Here is a 16,122-nt window from a genome sequence, read left to right on the forward strand (position 1 = left end):
CCCCATCCGTTTTATGACTAGGTACTAACAGTAGTATATAAGCGAAAAAAGCAGAATGCAACAAAAACTTTGCTGCTTCTGCTTCTAATCAAGCTTCTCGCTTTGGAATACACCGGACTGCTCCAGGTAGGAGCGCAAGGCTTCATACTGCGGACTTTCCCAAAATGCCTGCGATGCAACGAGCACTGCCGCATCCGTCCTGGCCGTTTCCAACGCCCGGTAGTCATGCACCATATCAGCCAGCTTAAATTCCGGCAGTCCGCTCTGCTTGCTGCCAAAAAAGTCCCCGGGCCCACGCAGCTCCAAATCCTTCTCAGACAGCTCAAAGCCATCATTTGTTTCCGTCATGATTTTCATGCGCTCTTTGCCCACCTCGGATTTCGGATCGGCAATCAGAATACAATAGGACTGCTCGCTGCCGCGCCCGACACGCCCGCGCAGCTGATGCAGCTGCGACAGACCAAAGCGCTCCGCATCATAGATAATCATTACAGTCGCATTCGGCACGTTCACTCCAACCTCTACGACAGTGGTGGAAACAAGCACCTGCACTTGATTTTCGCTGAACTCCCGCATCACCGCATCCTTTTCCTGCGCGGACAATCGGCCGTGCATAAGGCCGATCCGGCATTTTTCGCGGAAATGGAAGGTCAGCATACTGTGCAGGTCAATGGCATTTTGTACGTCCAGCTTTTCAGACTCTTCAATAAGCGGACAAATCACATATGCTTGCCGGCCCTTTTGCAGCTCTTTTTCGGCAAATGACAGCACGCGCTCAAACATATCATGCTTTGCCCAGTACGTCTCAATTTTTTTCCGGCCGGCCGGCATTTCATCAATTACGGATACATCCATTTCCCCAAATGCGGTGATTGCCAGCGTACGCGGAATCGGGGTTGCTGTCATGAAAAGAACATCCGGGCTTTCCCCTTTCTCCCGCAGCACACGGCGCTGCGATACACCGAAGCGATGCTGTTCATCGGTGATGACCAAACCAAGGCGGTGGAAGTTTACCTCATCTTGAATCAAGGCATGTGTGCCGACCAGCACATCCACCTCTCCCGCCTCCAAGCGCTCCAAAATCCCGCGGCGGCGCGCTCCTTTCACCGAGCTTGTCAACAGCTCAACCGTCACATCAACTCTGGCAAAGATGTCCTGCAGCGACTGGAAATGCTGCTCCGCCAAAATTTCTGTGGGAACCATTAAAGCTCCCTGGCAGCCTGACAGCTTCGCAGCATACAAAGAGATTGCGGCAACAATCGTCTTCCCTGACCCGACATCCCCCTGCAAGAGCCGATTCATCCGGTAGGGAGAGGACATATCCTGTAAAATCTCATTGACGACCCGCTGCTGGGCTCCTGTCAGCGGAAACGGCAAGCTGGCAGTAAATTCCTGCAGCGCCGCCTCATCATAGGTCTTGCTCACACCTGCGGAATGCTCGCGCTGCACCTTCCGAAGCGCCTGCATTTTCAGCTGGAACAAGAAAAATTCCTCATACACAACCCGGCGCCGCGCCTGCTTGATTTCCTCCTGGCTGACAGGCATATGCAAAGCACGCAATGCCTGCAGCCGCGGCAGCAGCCGATACCGCTGCCGCAGCCCCTCCGGCAGCACATCCTCTACATCCATGCCGCTCTGCAGCGCAGCCCCGATTAAGCGGCGCATCAGCTTCACGGACATTTTCCCGCGGACAGAATAGACCGGCTCCAGCTCCTGCTGGCGCACAACAGGTCCAAATTTCACTTCTGTGGCTGCAATGGTCTGCCGGCTTTGGTCCCATTTCCCCGTAACTGTAACTGTTTCATCAATGAGGACTTTATCCTTATAATAGGGCCGGTTGAAGCAGACCACATTGATCAGGTAGCGGTCCACCAGAACACGGAAGGTTAAACGGGATTTTTTCTTTCCATAATACTGCAGCACCGGCAAACTATGAATTTTCCCCTCAACCGTCACTCGTTCATCGTGCTTCACTTCGGCCAAATCCCGCATGGCATAATCCTCGTACCGATAAGGAACATATTCAATCAAATCACGGATTGTGTAAATGCCCATCTCATGCAGGAGCTCCGCCGTTTCGGCGCCGACACCTCTCAATTCTGTTACAGCCTGCATACTCTCACTCACTTTCCTAACGTCACCCCAAAAATTTTCGCCTCAAGCCGCTTGCCCGTTGGCGTCGCTGCCAGCCCGCCCTGTGCGGTTTCACGCAAAGCGACCGGCATGGTCTGCCCGATCTTGTACATGGCATCAATGACTTCATCACATGGGATGCGGCTTGTGATGCCAGCCAGTGCCATATCGGCTGCCACCATGGCATTGGCAGCACCCATTGCATTCCGTTTTACACATGGCACCTCCACGAGCCCGGCAACCGGATCGCATACAAGACCCAGCATATTCTTCAAGGTAATGGCCATCGCCTCTGCCGCCTGCTGCGGCGTGCCGCCGGCCAGCTCCACAATGGCAGCTGCAGCCATGCCGCTGGCGGAACCAACCTCCGCTTGGCAGCCCCCTGCCGCGCCGGAAATAGAAGCATTATTGGCTACGACAAACCCGAAGGCGCCCGCTGTGAAGAGGAACGCAATCATCTGCTCCCGGGTCGGGTTCAGTTTGTTTCTTACAGCAAACAGCGTGCCCGGAACAACCCCGGCCGAACCGGCTGTCGGCGTCGCGCAAATGGTCCCCATGGCTGCATTCACTTCATTTGTTGCGACTGCCTTGCTGACCGCATCCAGCAGCAGTTCGCCTGAGAGCGCCTTGCCGCTTTGAATATAACGCTGCAGCAGAACCGCATCTCCTCCCGTCAGCCCGGATACAGATTGCACCCCGCGCAGTCCCCGTTCCACCGCCTGCTCCATTACATCGAGATTGCGGCCCATCCGCTCCAAAACCGCTTCCCGGGATGAGTTTGTCACCTGCATTTCCTGCCGAATCATTACTTCAGCAATTGTGATGCCTTGCCCTTCCGCCAATTCTACTAACTCCGCCACATTTCGAAACATTCCTGCACCGTCCTTCTTCTATTCTATCATACGTGTTACTTGGGTAATATTCGGGAGCGATTGAATTTCGGCAATCACGGCATCTTCAATATTATGGTCCACCTCAATGACCATCAGTGCCAATTTACCAACTTCCTTGCGCGATACTTCCATATGTCCAATATTAATCCGATGCTTCGTTAAAATATTTGTTACAGAGGCAATGGTGCCATATCGATCGTTATGCACAACTAAGATAGCCGGATGCATACCGCTCAGCTTCAATTCAAAGCCGTTCAGCTCTGTGATCTCAATTTTTCCGCCGCCAATGGAAATGCCCACGATCTCCAGTTCCTCCCGTCCATCCGTCATCCAAATACGCGCGGTATTCGGATGGTCTGTCACGGCATCCTCCTCAATAAATACAACCGACATGCCCGCTTCCTCCGCCAGCACAATAGATGTCGGAATGCGCGGATCATATGTGTCGAAATCCAGAATACCGCCAATTATGGCTACGTCTGTACCATGGCCTTTGTACGTTTGGGCGAAAGAACCGTACAGAGACACGCGCACCTCAGTCGGCTGCTTGCCAAACAGCGTACGCGCCACCCGGCCGATGCGGGCTGCACCCGCCGTGTGCGAGCTGGACGGCCCAATCATAATAGGACCAATAATATCAAAAACGGATTTGTATTTCATACTTCTCCCCCTTGGCTGCTTTACAGAATTAATTACATCATAAGAAGCAGCATTTGCAAAGCAAATTGCCGATAAGCCAAAATCTAACATAGGATGAAAGCGCTTTCTATACCTTACTAAGTATAGCGGGAACTGTTCCGTTTGTTAACAGAAAAAAAAGAGATTTGCCGTCCGGCAAATCTCCTCTCCATTATTCCACTGCAAAGATATAGGAATACAGCGGCTGATTTCCTTTATGAGTTTCAACCTCAACATCCCCAAACTGCTCTTCAATGAAAGCAACCAGTTCCTCCAGCTCTTCGTCTGAAACACTCTCGCCCTGAAGCACAGTTACAATTTCTGCGTCCTCATCGACCATAGCAAGAAGCAGCTTCTTCGCCGCTTCCAGCTCGGCACTGTCTGTCGCCACAATTTTGCCGTCCGCAATGCCCATGAAGTCGTCCTTCTTAATATTCACACCATCGAGTTCTGTATCGCGCACCGCGTACGTGATTTGTCCTGTCTTCACACGGGACAAAGCCGCCTTCATCACATGCTCGTTCTCTTCCAGACTGTTCGCCGGATTGAAAGCCAGCACAGCTGCCATGCCTTGAGGCACAGTCTTGGATGGGACAACAAGAACCTCCACCTCAGCTACAGAAGCTGCCTGCTGCGCCGCCATTACGATGTTGCTGTTGTTCGGCAATACGATAACCTTCTCAGCATGGGCCGCTTCAATCGCCTTTACAATATCCTCTGTGCTCGGATTCATGGTCTGTCCGCCCTCAATGACCTGGGAAGCACCGATGCTTTCAAACAGTTCCTTAATTCCAGAGCCCATTGCCACTGTTACGATGCCGTACGGAGCTTTTTCGCGCGCTTCGCTGACTGTACGGTCTGCTGCAGAGACAGCCGCGACCTCTTCATCAGAGTGCAGCAAATGCGTATGCTGCTCCCGCATGTTCTCAATCTTGATGTTAATCAAACTTCCGTAGCGCTGCCCATAGTTCATTGCATCGCCCGGATGCTCGGCATGAATGTGAACCTTTACAAGCTCTTCATCTGCTACAACGAGCAGGGAATCACCGTACGCACTGATATCCTCGCGGAATGTTTGCTCCGAGAATGGATGCTGCTTCAGCTTTTCCGTATCCAGCTTCACCATGAATTCCGTGCAGTAGCCATATTGAATGTCTTCCGTGCTCAGCTGGCTTTGCACATTATGATACTCTTTCTGCTGCACAGGCGCTTCCACTGGAGCTGCAGAAACGATTGTTTGCCCTTTCAGCTCCGCCAAAAAGCCTTCATATACGACACAAAGACCTTTTCCACCGCTATCCACAACGCCAACCTGCTTCAGCACGGGAAGCAAATCAGGTGTGCGGTCGAGGGATGCATTGGCCTCCTTGACGACCTCTTCCATAAACGGCACGAAATCCTCGTGCTTTTTTGCAAGAACAACTGCTTTCTTGGCAGTGTCTTTTGCCACTGTCAGGATGGTTCCCTCAATTGGCTTCATAACAGCCTTATAGGCTGTCTCCACACCAGCCTCCAGCCCGAGCGCGAAGTCTGCTGTTGTCAGCACGGCCTTCTGCTCAATGGATTTGGCAAAACCGCGGAACAGCTGGGACAGAATCACTCCGGAGTTGCCGCGGGCGCCCATGAGCAACCCTTTCGCCAAACTGGCCCCCACCCTGCCCGCATGATCGGCCGGGTTATTGCGCACTTCTCTCGCCCCTGACGTCATGGACAGATTCATATTTGTACCTGTATCGCCATCTGGAACAGGGAAAACGTTCAGGGCGTCCACAAGTTTCACATTGTTTGTTAAATTACCCGCACCCTGCAAAATCATTTGCGCCAGACGCTTCCCATCAATTTGCTTGATTGACACAGACCTTCCTCCTTATTGCACATCACAAGTTCGTCTTACAGGTTGGTCACCTTGACTCCCTGCACATAGATGTTTACCGAATCAACTGCCAGCCCCATTGTTTGGTCCAGCGTATATTTTACTTTCGTCTGCACATTATGTGCCACTTCCGAAATTTTTGTGCCATAGCTTACAATGATATACATATCAATATGTACCTCAGCATCCTCTGTCCGAACCACCACGCCCCGTGTGAAATTCTCGCGGCGCAAAATATCTGTCAGTCCATCCTTCAGCTGATTTTTGGAAGCCATTCCAACAATGCCGTAGCAATCTACAGCGGCACCGCCGGCGATGGTCGCGATTACATCGGTACTGATATCAATTTGTCCATACTGCGTTTTCATTTCGATTGACATTTGTTTTTCCCCCTTTGTAAGTGGTCAAAGCGAGCTAGACTGCCTATTCCTTATCATATACTGTTTTCAGGGAAAACACCAATCCCCCTACCGCGCTTCTGCTGAGAAAGTAAGGATGTACGCTTGTCGGCCAGCACTTTTTGCTTCATACATGGCACCATGTCGGCTTCTTGAACAAAGTTGTCCATTGTTATTATACAACATGCAGCGCCCTGTTATGTCAAGGAAATTTTCTTGCGTTCTTCATTTTATCCTGTTGCATTCTGAAAACAGCTGTGTTAAATTATAGTAGTGTTTTCAGCATCTCTCAAAGACTGACAATGAAAATTGTAATGCTGATGTAAGTTAGGAGGGAAATAGAAATGGCTCGTGTTTGTGCAATTACTGGGCGTAAAGCTCGTTCTGGCAACTCCCGTTCTCACGCGATGAACGCTACAAAGCGCAAGTGGGGCGCTAACCTGCAAAAGGTTCGCGTTGTTATCAACGGCAAAGTAAAGCGTGTTTACGTGTCCGCTAGAGCATTGAAATCTGGCAAGATCGAACGCGTTTAATGATAAAAGAGTCCTCCGCAGGACTCTTTTTATTTTGCGCTTATTCTCCTGCCGGCTGGAACTGCAGCAGCTGCCAAAGCTTTTGTACATCCCCGTTGAACAGGAAAAAGTACGGCTGATTTTTTTCATTGAAGAAGAACAACACCGGGGGAGCATCCCCAGAGCTGATGATGAACACCTCGTCAATTCTCGTCTTTACCCAGCTGTTCTCAACAGCTGCCGGAGGCTGAAGGGGCACGCGGATGATATAGCCCTTCCTTGGAATCGGTTTTACATTTGGATACACAGCAGTAATTTCCTTTATATAAGACAGGGCCTCCCGCCGCATTTCAGGCTGCATGGGAACCCTTTTCACCACCTGCTCCTTGGACAGGTCAAAAATTTCAACCTGGCCTGCAGCTGACACGGGGGACATTATGCCGAATAGGATACAAATTGACAGCAAAATAGCTCGAATCATCTTACACCACCTCAAGCCTAGTATCCCCCGAATCCCATTCTCCGTGATATAACGATACTTCCTCCAAATCCAGGAACTCCCATGAGATTTAACCGCCAGCCCACAGCCACTCAAGAAAAAGGAAAAAGCACCAAACCTGGTGCTTCAACCCTTTTTGAAGGTATTTAACATCGCTCTCACAAGGCCGCCAAGAAACTTCGGTAATTTAATCGTGTAAAATCTCATGATTTGGTTTCCCTCCTACTCCCAAGTCCTTCATCACCAGATTTCATGTATGATTGCATGCGGCAAGCTGTCAATCCCTGCTTCTTACCACCATTAATATGCCGCTCTCAAAAGAAAAAGTACCTTTTTCAGCAGCGAGTTCATTGCTGACGCATAAAGTTGACCCAGGCCGGATTGCGGCTGCGGTAAGCGGATATTTAAACCCCTCCAGTGTCAGCCCTTCCACCACACCGGTAAACGGCAAGAAGGACACGTAGGGAAATGCGTCATCCCTTTGAATTGTATGCCGGCCTGCCTGTCTCAGTGACAATTCATTTTGCCGGTCCGCCAGGGTGATGGGAACCCCTTGCTCCAGCCCTCTTACCAGCAATTGTATGTTCGCCAGACTGTGGTCCAGCCGTCCGCCGGTCGCGCCAAAAATCCGGATTCCGGCGGGCTTTTGCGCCAGCGCCCAGCCGAGGGCAATCTCCAAGTCCGTCTCGTCCTTCTCGCGCGGCAGCAGCTGCAGCTCAGAACGTTTCTGCATCCAAGACAGCTCCTGATCTGTAACAGAATCAAAATCTCCAAAGGCCGCAGCCAGCTGAATGCCGAGCTGCAGCAGATGGTACACGCCCCGGTCCGCAGCTGCCCAGACCACGCCTGTGCTATTATAGCGCCGCAGATCAGGATGATGGTCCTGCGGCCCTCCTGCCAACAAATGAATCATCATGATGACTCCTCCTGTCAAAAAGGCTGCCTCCCGCTCGGAGACAGCCTTCATGTATATACTTCATTCCCCGCGGATGGCACGGATTGCCGCCCCACGGTCTTTTTCATTATAAACAGCTGAGCCTGCCACCAGAACATTGGCGCCGGCTTCCACGCATAGACGCGCTGTTCCGGCATTTACGCCACCGTCCACCTCTATCTCAACGTCCAAACCGCGTTCGGCAACCATAGCAGCGACTTGCTGTATTTTCGGGAGCACAGCATGAATAAACTTCTGGCCGCCAAAGCCTGGATTCACCGTCATGAGCAGCACCATATGCAGTTCATCTAAAACGTGCTCAAGGACAGAAGCCGGCGTATGCGGATTCAATACAACCCCCGCTTTAATGCCGTGCGACTTAATCAACTGAATTGTCCGATGCAGGTGCGGGCATGCTTCCGCATGCACGGTAATGATATCTGCTCCCGCTTTTGCAAATGCCGGAATGTAGCTGTCCGGCTGCTGAATCATAAGGTGGACGTCCAAGGGCAGCGAGGTGATTGGGCGGATTGCTTCCACGATCAGCGGACCAATCGTGATATTAGGCACAAAGTGTCCGTCCATCACGTCAACATGAATGTAATCCGCCCCCCCTTTTTCCACATCTTTAATTTCGTCTCCCAATTTGGCAAAATCCGCCGAAAGAATGGAGGGGGCAATCTTTACCATATATCAGTACCTCGGCTTTCTATCTTTAATTTCCTGAACAAATTCGGTGTAGTGCTCATAGCGGTACTTTGGAATATCCCCCGCTTCTACAGCATCCTTGACAGCACATTTCGGTTCTGACAGATGCGTGCAGCCGCGGAACTTGCAGAATTCGCTGCGCTCCAAGAACTCCGGGAAGCACCTTGTCATATCTTCAACCTCAAGCTCGGTGAATTCCAGTGAACTAAAACCCGGCGTATCAGCAACAAGCCCTCCGCCAATTTCAATCAGCTCTACATGGCGGGTTGTATGCTTCCCGCGCCCCAGATGTGAAGATATTCCGCTCGTTTTCAGCTCCAGGTCCGGACGAAGCATATTCAGCAGCGTAGATTTGCCGACGCCGGATTGTCCCGCTACAACAGAAATGCGCCCTTCCAAAAACGGACGGAGGCTGTCGATACCGTCGGCAGCCTCAGCTGATGTCAACAGCACATCATAGCCGGCTTTTCGATATTCTGATGCATATCGTTCAATTTCTTCCGCTGCTGCATGATCAGCGAGGTCCATTTTGCTGATTACAATCAGCGGTTTAATGAAGTTAAATTCAATCAATACGAGAAAGCGGTCCAGCAGAACCGGACTGAAACCCGGCTCAACCGCTGAAAAGACAAGAATGGCCTGATCCACGTTCGCAATAGGCGGACGGACGAGCTCATTCTTGCGCTCAGCCACCTCCAAAATATATCCTTCAGTGGAATTTTCCGCCTGAAATACAACTTGGTCGCCGACAAGCGGAGTAATTTTATTTTTGCGGAACACACCTCTTCCGCGACACTGCGTAATTTCGCCATCATGCGCTACATAATAAAATCCGCTCAATGCTTTGATGATTTTGCCCTCTGGCATACACTCACTCCCTGCTTGACTCAATCAGCTGGATACGGAACTTCCTTTTCCAGAATGGTTACGCCATCTCTTACAATCTTATAACGCGCTTTCTTTCCATACGGAATAATAAGGTCGATGGACAGGGAAGTTGTCGCGGAAATCGGTCTCGTCTCAACTGCCTCTGACATCGTATGTTCCATATCTTCCTTATACACTTCAATCTTCTGCGGCTTACCCGCATCCTCCGGCTTCACCGGTTCATACGGCACCTGCACAGTCACTGTAACGGTCTTCGGCGGTTTTTCCTTTGGTCCGGCAGAAATGACAATGGTAAAGCTGTCGCCTTCCTTCAGCTGCGCCCCCGCCTTTGGCGATTGTGACAGCACAAGACCCTTCTCCAGCGTTTCCGAGTATTCCTGGCTTACCTCCACCTTCAGTTTCTTATCGGCAGCGTAGCTTCGCACGCTATTTTCCGTCCATCCTGAAAAATCCGAGAGGGCGGTACGTTTGGGCCCGTCACTAATCCACAGGCGCACCTCCTGCTCCTTCTCAATGACTTCCTGGTCAGCAGCAGGCACCTGCTCCAGAATTTCCCCCTTTGGCCGGTCATTGTTCGTATAGTAAGTCAGCACTTCTTTATACTGCGCTTTTAGCTCATCCTTTACTTCACTATACTGCTGCCCCACTAAATTCCGCATCTTTTTCTTTTGCTTGCCGCCTGACTGAATAATGGCTACCTCGCTGTTTTCCTTCACCTGCCGGCCCGCATCCGGCTTTGTCCCAATCACTTTGCCTTCCTCTACATCCTCGGTATAGACAATTTGCGGCGAGGAGGAGGCCACTTTCAATCCCTTGCTGGTAATGACAGTGAGCGCCTTCTCGTAGCTCATGCCGGAGACATCCGGCACCGTCACATCCTTCGGAATGAAAAAGCCGGGTACAACGGTGAGCGCCAATACCCCGCTTACACCCAGTAAGAGAAAAATGGCTGTCAGCAGCAGCACCAGCCGTTTCTTCTTTGACTTGGCAGGCTTGCTTTTCTTTACCTCTTCAGGCTTTCCTGTTGAGACAATCGTCTCCTCGCTGTCGCTTGGCACGATGGTATCGTGCCTGATAATCGGAATTGCCTTCGTGGCATCCTCATCCTCCGGAATATGAAAACGCTGTTCATTTGCCCTTTCCGGATACAAAGCTGTCACCACAGCCTCCCGCATTTCATCCACTGAGTCGTAGCGGTGAAACGGGTCCTTGGCTGTCGCTTTTAAAACTATATTTTCCACGCTCTGCGGAATGGCCGGATTCCAGCGTTTTGGCGATGGTGTTTCATGCTGCAGGTGCTTGAGCGCAATGGAAACGGCTGACTCGCCGGAAAAAGGCGGCCGGCCAGTTAACAATTCAAACATGACAATGCCGAGCGAGTAAATATCAGACTTTTTATTCGCTACACCGCCTCGTGCCTGTTCGGGAGACAAATAATGCACAGAGCCCAGCACAGAGTTCGTATGCGTGATGGTCGTCGCGCTGGTGGCCGTTGCGATGCCGAAATCCGTCACCTTCACGACGCCATCGTCACGGATCAGAATATTTTGCGGCTTAATGTCACGATGCACAATCGCGAAATGATGGGCATGCGCCATCGCCGATGTCAACTGCTCCATGATATCGAGCGCTTTTTCTACAGGCAGCATCCCTGCCTGCTGTATGTATTGCTTTAATGTTTGTCCGGGCACATATTCCATGACAAGATAGTAAATCCCATCCTCTTCCCCGACATCATAAATGTTCACAATGTTCGGATGGGACAGAGTTGTGACCGACTGCGCTTCCCGGTGGAAACGTTTAATAAATTCCTCGTTGTTCGCGTAATCCAGACGCAAAATTTTAACGGCCACATCGCGGTCCAATATACCGTCATGCGCTAAGTAGACGTTGGCCATGCCACCGCCGCCAATCATTTGCATCAGCTTATAGCGGTCATTCAGCCTTCTTCCAATCATCACCTTGCACGTCACCCGCCTTCATGCGCCGAGTCAAAATAGTCAACAATCACGAGTGTGATGTTGTCCTCACCGCCATGGTCGTTTGCGAGCTGAATCATTTGCCGGCCCTTTTGCTCCATCTCCTGATTTGACAGCAAAACCTGCTTCATTTGCTCTGCAGATATTTTGTTTGATAACCCGTCGGAGCACAACAGCAGCATATCGCCTTGCTCTAAAATCAGCGTTTTCAAATCAGCCTGCACCTGCTGTTCCGTTCCAAGCGCGCGCAGCAGTACATTTTTACGCGGATGTGACTCGGCATCTTCTTTCGTAATTTCCCCATGACGCACCAGTTCATTAACAAGAGAATGATCCTCTGTGACAAGTGAAAGCACTTCATCAGACAGTACATAGCAGCGGCTGTCCCCGATATGCGCGATGGTCACAAATTGCTCCGTGCATATCGCGGCTACGATGGTTGTCCCCATTCCCTGGCACTCCTCATGGTCACCGGCATGCTTAAACAGTCTCTCGTTAATAATCTGCACATGATTGTGCAGCCAGCCCTCCGCCTTTTTGGGTGTATCCATGCTGTAGGTTTGCTCCCAATAGCTTGCAAATAGCTGAATGGTCATCGAGCTGGCTACATCACCAGCCCGATGACCTCCCATGCCATCCGCCACTACGGCCAAAATATCGCCGTTTAAATTGCGAAATACACCCGCACAGTCTTCATTGTGCGTCCGCACCTTCCCCTGATCGGAAAGAAACACGGTTCTCATGCGCTCACCTCGTCTCCTCTTTGCGCTCCTTTGCACGCAATTGCCCGCAGGCTGCATCAATGTCATGCCCCTGCTCCCGGCGAATGGTCACGTTAATGCCACGTTCCTTCAAAATCTTCTCAAAGCGGAAGATTTGCTCGCGCGGTGTGCGCACATAATTCCGTTCCGGCACGTAGTTCACCGGAATCAAGTTCACATGGCACTTCAGTCCCTTCAGCAGCCGGGCCAGCTCTTCCGCATGCTCATCCTGATCATTCTCCCCGCCGAACAGTCCATACTCGAACGTAACGCGGCGGCCTGTTTTGTCTGTGTAGTGGCGCACTGCCTCAATTAAATCCGGCAGCTTGTAGGCCCGGTTGATCGGCATCAGCTTGGAACGCAGCTCTGTATTTGGCGCGTGCAGAGAAATCGCAAAATTAATTTGCATTTGTTCCTCAGCAAACTTATAAATCTTTGGAATGATTCCGCTTGTTGACACTGTAATATGGCGCGCTCCGATATGAAGCCCCTTGTCGCTGTTCACTGTGCGCAGGAACGTCATCAGATGATCATAATTATCAAACGGTTCGCCAATTCCCATTACGACAACGGAGCTGACACGTTCTTCTGTTTCATCCAGCGCCCGCTGCACTTCCACAACCTGTGCCACAATCTCTCCTGCTTCCAGGTTGCGCTTCAATCCGCCCAGGGTGGAGGCGCAGAACGTGCAGCCGATCCGGCAGCCGACCTGTGTCGTGACACAAATGGAATTGCCGTATTCATGGCGCATCAATACCGTTTCAATGGAATAGCCATCGTACAGCTCAAACAAAAATTTAATGGTACCGTCAGCTGACACCTGCTTCACCAGCGTTTTTAACGTGGTGATGTCAAAGGAATTCGACAGCTTCTCACGTAATCCTTTTCCGAGGTTCGTCATTTCTGCAAAATCTGCCGCACGTTTCTTGTACAGCCAGTCAAACAGCTGCCCCGCCCGGAATGCCGGTTCGCCGTTCTCCTTCAGCCACTCCTGTAACTGGTGGAATTCCAAAGAGTAAATAGATGGCTTCTTCTCTGTTGCTGGTCGTTGTTGTCTGATTGTTGTTTCCATGATGTTACACCTTCTTTCGCAAGCAAGCAATATAAAAACCGTCTGTCGCAAAATAATGCGGCAGAATTTGAACCTGTCCGTTTTCCGTATAAGGAGCCAAAGACTGCGGCAGACGCTCTGCCATCGTCAAATCATATTCGAAATCCGGATGCTCCTGTAAAAACTGCGCCACGACCGCTTCATTCTCCAAGCGCTCAATGGTGCATGTGCTGTATACGAGGCGGCCGCCTTTTTTCAGCAGAGGCGCTGCTTCCCGAAGGATGGCCTGCTGAATGACCGACAGCCGCTCACTGTCTTCCTTCTTCTTGCCAAGCTTAATGTCCGGCTTTCTTCGAATGACACCGAAGCCCGAGCACGGGGCATCCACAAGGATTTTGTCAAAGCTTTCAGGCTGAAAATGCTGCCCCAGCGTTCGTGCATCCATCGCCTTCGTCTGCACATTCTCCAAACCGAGACGCTTTGCCTGTTCCTCAATCAACCGCACCTTATGCGGATGTAAATCCAGCGAAACGATCTGCCCGGTTCCCTGCAGCAGCTCCGCCATGTGTGCAGTTTTCCCGCCTGGCGCCGCACAGCTGTCGAGGATACGGTCCCCTTCCTCAGGACCGACAGCCCTTGCCACCAGCATGGAGCTTTCATCCTGAATAGACAGCAAGCCTTCCCGAAATGCACGGGTATGGGCCACATTTCCCTTGTCCATGACAAGGGCATCTTGGGCAAGCTCTCCCTTTTTCGCCTGAATCCCGCTTTGCTCCAACAGCCCGATTATCTCATCCCTCGTAATGCGCGCTGTGTTGACGCGGGCTGTCGGCACGGGCGGCTGCAGATTTACCTCGCACATGCGCTCTGCTGTTTCCGGACCGAATGCTTCCATCCATTCCTGTACAAGCCAAACGGGATGGCTGTAAGCCGTCGCAATCCGTTCTGCCGGGTCCTGGATCTCCGATAAGGACGGCACTCCCTTGCGCTGCACCGAACGGAGCACACCGTTCACCATCGAAGCAATGCCTTTGTGGCCGCGTTTCTTGGCAATCTCCACAGCCTCATTCAATACGGCGTGGGCTGGAACCCGATCCAGATAGAGCAGCTGATACAGTGACATGCGGAGCAGCACGCGCACCCATACTTCGATTTTCTTTTGCAAAAACGGCTGCAGATAATAATCCAGTGTATCGCGGCGCTGAATCGTTCCATACACAAGCTCAGTCAGGAGCCCGGTATCCTTTGGCTCCAGCTTGTTCTTCTCAATGAGCGAATTCAACAGCAGGTTGCTGTAAGCGCCGCTTTTCTCTACCTGCAGCAAGCCATCAAGCGCGATTTCGCGCACATTTTTCTTCATGCCTCTTCTCCCAGTCTTGTGCCTGCGGCCAGCTGTGTGCCGCGGAGAAACTCACTGCCGCTCATCCGTTTTTTGCCGGACGGCTGCAGATCTGTGATTTTGACAGCTGTTTCGTTGCCGGCAGCCACAACAAATCCGTCTGCTTCTGCACGAATGACTGTACCTGGTTCGTGCCGGCCGGCGGACGGTACCTTCTCGCCCCACCATACCTTCATCGTCTGGCCGTCAAGTGTTGTATACGCAACCGGCCAAGGATGCATACCGCGGATTTGGTTGTAGATGTCTTCACCGGTCTTTGTCCAGTCAATGCGTTCCTGCTCGCGCTTAATATTCCAGGCAAACGTTGCCTCCTCATCCTTCTGGGCAACAGGCGTGATGCCGCCTTCTATCAATAGAGGAATCGTCCCTGACAGCAGCTTCGCCCCGGCTGCGCTCAGCTTATCGTGCAGCGTGCCCACATTGTCCCGCTCTGTAATCGGCACTTCCACCTGCGTGAGGATATCGCCGGCATCCAGCTTCTCCACCATGTACATGATTGTGATGCCCGTTTTTTCCTTCCCTTGTATAATGGAATAATGAATGGGCGCACCGCCGCGCAGCTCGGGCAGCAGAGAAGCATGCACATTAATGCAGCCGTACTTCGGCGCCTCCAAAATTTCCTTCGGCAGGATTTGGCCGAAGGCAGCCGTAACGATCAGGTCGGGCTGCAGCGCCAGCACCTGCTCATACTCATGCGGCTGGCGGATTTTCAAGGGCTGCAGCACGGGAATGCCGTGCTTTTCAGCCTCCACCTTGACCGGCGGCGGCGTCAGCACCTTTTTGCGGCCGACCGGCCGGTCCGGCTGCGTGACAACGCCAATGACTTCATAGCCGTCCTCAATCAATTGACGCAATACGGGAACGGAAAAATCCGGCGTTCCCATAAATACTAATTTTACCATATATGTCTCCTTCTTTCTCCGTACGCTTACGCTTCTTCCAGTTCCTCCGGCTCGTAATAGCGCGTCACCTTAGAAGTGAACAGCACCCCGTTCAGGTGGTCAATTTCGTGCTGGATGGCGCGGGCCAAAAATCCACGGGCCTCCAGCACAAATGTTTTGCCGCGGCGGTTTTGTGCACGCACCTTAATATAGTCGGCACGCGGGACATCCCCATATAAGCCCGGAAAGCTCAAGCAGCCCTCCGGACCGGTCTGTTCACCCCGGGATTCCAGTATTTGCGGATTCACCAGGTCAATCCGGCCGTGGTCATCATCCACATCCACGACAGCCACCTGCTTCAGCACGCCGACCTGCGGCGCCGCCAAGCCGACGCCGTCCGCTGCGAGCATTGTTTCATGCATATCATTTAAGAGCTTCGTCAACGCTTTGTCGAAATTCAACACACGCTCGCACGGCGTTTCCAACACTTCATTGGGATGCTCCACAATTCGTAACACTGCCATATCTTCCTCCG

The 16,122-nt window shown here is 51.8% G+C and carries 17 protein-coding genes; 1 reads left to right on the forward strand and 16 read right to left on the reverse strand.

Translation table 11 applies throughout. From position 1 onward, the window contains the following. Nucleotides 1–84 precede the first annotated feature (84 nt). The 5 genes from recG to NK662_RS16770 form a co-directional block, all read right to left on the reverse strand. Complete coding sequence (recG, locus tag NK662_RS16750; protein WP_279664967.1) at nt 85–2,115, reverse strand: ATP-dependent DNA helicase RecG; 2,031 nt, start codon at nt 2,113–2,115, stop codon at nt 85–87. An 8-nt stretch (nt 2,116–2,123) separates the two neighbouring features. After that, a complete protein-coding gene (sdaAA, locus tag NK662_RS16755) occupies nt 2,124–3,005 on the reverse strand; it encodes an L-serine ammonia-lyase, iron-sulfur-dependent, subunit alpha (protein ID WP_254760092.1) in 882 nt (293 codons plus the stop codon). 18 nt (nt 3,006–3,023) lie between these two features. Continuing rightward, a complete protein-coding gene (sdaAB, locus tag NK662_RS16760; protein WP_254760093.1) occupies nt 3,024–3,686 on the reverse strand; it encodes an L-serine ammonia-lyase, iron-sulfur-dependent subunit beta in 663 nt (220 codons plus the stop codon). Nucleotides 3,687–3,876: 190 nt separating this feature from the next. Beyond that, entirely contained in the window at nt 3,877–5,559 is a 1,683-nt protein-coding gene (locus NK662_RS16765; RefSeq protein ID WP_254760094.1) for a DAK2 domain-containing protein, read from the reverse strand. Between the two features lie 35 nt (nt 5,560–5,594). Further along, nucleotides 5,595–5,957: an Asp23/Gls24 family envelope stress response protein gene (locus NK662_RS16770; protein ID WP_254760095.1), complete on the reverse strand. Its 363-nt coding sequence runs from the start codon at nt 5,955–5,957 to the stop codon at nt 5,595–5,597. Nucleotides 5,958–6,319: 362 nt separating this feature from the next. Here NK662_RS16770 and rpmB point away from each other — a divergent pair, with 362 nt between their 5' ends. After that, the gene (rpmB, locus tag NK662_RS16775; protein WP_254760096.1) at nt 6,320–6,508 is read left to right on the forward strand and encodes a 50S ribosomal protein L28; all 189 of its coding nucleotides are present in this window, start codon (nt 6,320–6,322) and stop codon (nt 6,506–6,508) included. Nucleotides 6,509–6,548: 40 nt separating this feature from the next. Here rpmB and NK662_RS16780 read toward each other — a convergent pair whose 3' ends face one another. The 11 genes from NK662_RS16780 to def all read right to left on the reverse strand — a co-directional run bounded on the left by NK662_RS16780 (nt 6,549) and on the right by def (nt 16,111). Beyond that, nucleotides 6,549–6,968: a hypothetical protein gene (locus tag NK662_RS16780; protein WP_254760097.1), complete on the reverse strand. Its 420-nt coding sequence runs from the start codon at nt 6,966–6,968 to the stop codon at nt 6,549–6,551. A 144-nt stretch (nt 6,969–7,112) separates the two neighbouring features. Further along, nucleotides 7,113–7,193: a stage V sporulation protein SpoVM gene (gene spoVM, locus NK662_RS16785; RefSeq protein ID WP_034670092.1), complete on the reverse strand. Its 81-nt coding sequence runs from the start codon at nt 7,191–7,193 to the stop codon at nt 7,113–7,115. Nucleotides 7,194–7,263: 70 nt separating this feature from the next. Beyond that, complete coding sequence (locus NK662_RS16790; RefSeq protein WP_254760098.1) at nt 7,264–7,902, reverse strand: thiamine diphosphokinase; 639 nt, start codon at nt 7,900–7,902, stop codon at nt 7,264–7,266. 60 nt (nt 7,903–7,962) lie between these two features. Further along, nucleotides 7,963–8,610: a ribulose-phosphate 3-epimerase gene (gene rpe / locus NK662_RS16795; RefSeq protein WP_254760099.1), complete on the reverse strand. Its 648-nt coding sequence runs from the start codon at nt 8,608–8,610 to the stop codon at nt 7,963–7,965. A gap of 3 nt (nt 8,611–8,613) precedes the next feature. Then, complete coding sequence (rsgA, locus tag NK662_RS16800; protein WP_254760100.1) at nt 8,614–9,495, reverse strand: ribosome small subunit-dependent GTPase A; 882 nt, start codon at nt 9,493–9,495, stop codon at nt 8,614–8,616. A 20-nt stretch (nt 9,496–9,515) separates the two neighbouring features. Continuing rightward, the gene (gene pknB, locus NK662_RS16805) at nt 9,516–11,477 is read right to left on the reverse strand and encodes a Stk1 family PASTA domain-containing Ser/Thr kinase (RefSeq protein WP_254760101.1); all 1,962 of its coding nucleotides are present in this window, start codon (nt 11,475–11,477) and stop codon (nt 9,516–9,518) included. 8 nt (nt 11,478–11,485) lie between these two features. Further along, nucleotides 11,486–12,238 carry a Stp1/IreP family PP2C-type Ser/Thr phosphatase gene (locus tag NK662_RS16810; RefSeq protein ID WP_254760102.1) on the reverse strand — a complete coding sequence of 251 codons (753 nt, stop codon included), beginning with the start codon at nt 12,236–12,238 and terminating at the stop codon, nt 11,486–11,488. Nucleotides 12,239–12,242: 4 nt separating this feature from the next. After that, entirely contained in the window at nt 12,243–13,328 is a 1,086-nt protein-coding gene (rlmN, locus tag NK662_RS16815) for a dual-specificity RNA methyltransferase RlmN (protein ID WP_254760103.1), read from the reverse strand. Nucleotides 13,329–13,332: 4 nt separating this feature from the next. Further along, a complete protein-coding gene (gene rsmB, locus NK662_RS16820; RefSeq protein ID WP_254760104.1) occupies nt 13,333–14,667 on the reverse strand; it encodes a 16S rRNA (cytosine(967)-C(5))-methyltransferase RsmB in 1,335 nt (444 codons plus the stop codon). Continuing rightward, nucleotides 14,664–15,608: a methionyl-tRNA formyltransferase gene (fmt, locus tag NK662_RS16825; protein WP_254760105.1), complete on the reverse strand. Its 945-nt coding sequence runs from the start codon at nt 15,606–15,608 to the stop codon at nt 14,664–14,666. The genes rsmB and fmt overlap by 4 nt, the downstream gene beginning before the upstream one ends. Before the next feature lie 26 nt (nt 15,609–15,634). After that, a complete protein-coding gene (gene def / locus NK662_RS16830) occupies nt 15,635–16,111 on the reverse strand; it encodes a peptide deformylase (RefSeq protein ID WP_254760106.1) in 477 nt (158 codons plus the stop codon). Nucleotides 16,112–16,122: the final 11 nt, after the last annotated feature.

It is taken from the genome of Ectobacillus ponti, assembly GCF_024294785.1.
GTDB classification, from domain to species: Bacteria; Bacillota; Bacilli; order Bacillales; family Bacillaceae_G; genus Ectobacillus; species Ectobacillus ponti.

What these genes read in the sequence shown, in the direction of transcription:
- recG (WP_279664967.1), bottom strand. Translation starts at nt 2,115, where the DNA reads ATGCAGGCTGTAACAGAATTGAGAGGTGTCGGCGCCGAAACGGCGGAG.
- sdaAA (WP_254760092.1), bottom strand. Translation starts at nt 3,005, where the DNA reads ATGTTTCGAAATGTGGCGGAGTTAGTAGAATTGGCGGAAGGGCAAGGC.
- sdaAB (WP_254760093.1), bottom strand. Translation starts at nt 3,686, where the DNA reads ATGAAATACAAATCCGTTTTTGATATTATTGGTCCTATTATGATTGGG.
- NK662_RS16770 (WP_254760095.1), bottom strand. Translation starts at nt 5,957, where the DNA reads ATGTCAATCGAAATGAAAACGCAGTATGGACAAATTGATATCAGTACC.
- rpmB (WP_254760096.1), top strand. Translation starts at nt 6,320, where the DNA reads ATGGCTCGTGTTTGTGCAATTACTGGGCGTAAAGCTCGTTCTGGCAAC.
- NK662_RS16780 (WP_254760097.1), bottom strand. Translation starts at nt 6,968, where the DNA reads ATGATTCGAGCTATTTTGCTGTCAATTTGTATCCTATTCGGCATAATG.
- spoVM (WP_034670092.1), bottom strand. Translation starts at nt 7,193, where the DNA reads ATGAGATTTTACACGATTAAATTACCGAAGTTTCTTGGCGGCCTTGTG.
- NK662_RS16790 (WP_254760098.1), bottom strand. Translation starts at nt 7,902, where the DNA reads ATGATGATTCATTTGTTGGCAGGAGGGCCGCAGGACCATCATCCTGAT.
- rpe (WP_254760099.1), bottom strand. Translation starts at nt 8,610, where the DNA reads ATGGTAAAGATTGCCCCCTCCATTCTTTCGGCGGATTTTGCCAAATTG.
- rsgA (WP_254760100.1), bottom strand. Translation starts at nt 9,495, where the DNA reads ATGCCAGAGGGCAAAATCATCAAAGCATTGAGCGGATTTTATTATGTA.
- NK662_RS16810 (WP_254760102.1), bottom strand. Translation starts at nt 12,238, where the DNA reads ATGAGAACCGTGTTTCTTTCCGATCAGGGGAAGGTGCGGACGCACAAT.
- rlmN (WP_254760103.1), bottom strand. Translation starts at nt 13,328, where the DNA reads ATGGAAACAACAATCAGACAACAACGACCAGCAACAGAGAAGAAGCCA.
- rsmB (WP_254760104.1), bottom strand. Translation starts at nt 14,667, where the DNA reads ATGAAGAAAAATGTGCGCGAAATCGCGCTTGATGGCTTGCTGCAGGTA.
- fmt (WP_254760105.1), bottom strand. Translation starts at nt 15,608, where the DNA reads ATGGTAAAATTAGTATTTATGGGAACGCCGGATTTTTCCGTTCCCGTA.
- def (WP_254760106.1), bottom strand. Translation starts at nt 16,111, where the DNA reads ATGGCAGTGTTACGAATTGTGGAGCATCCCAATGAAGTGTTGGAAACG.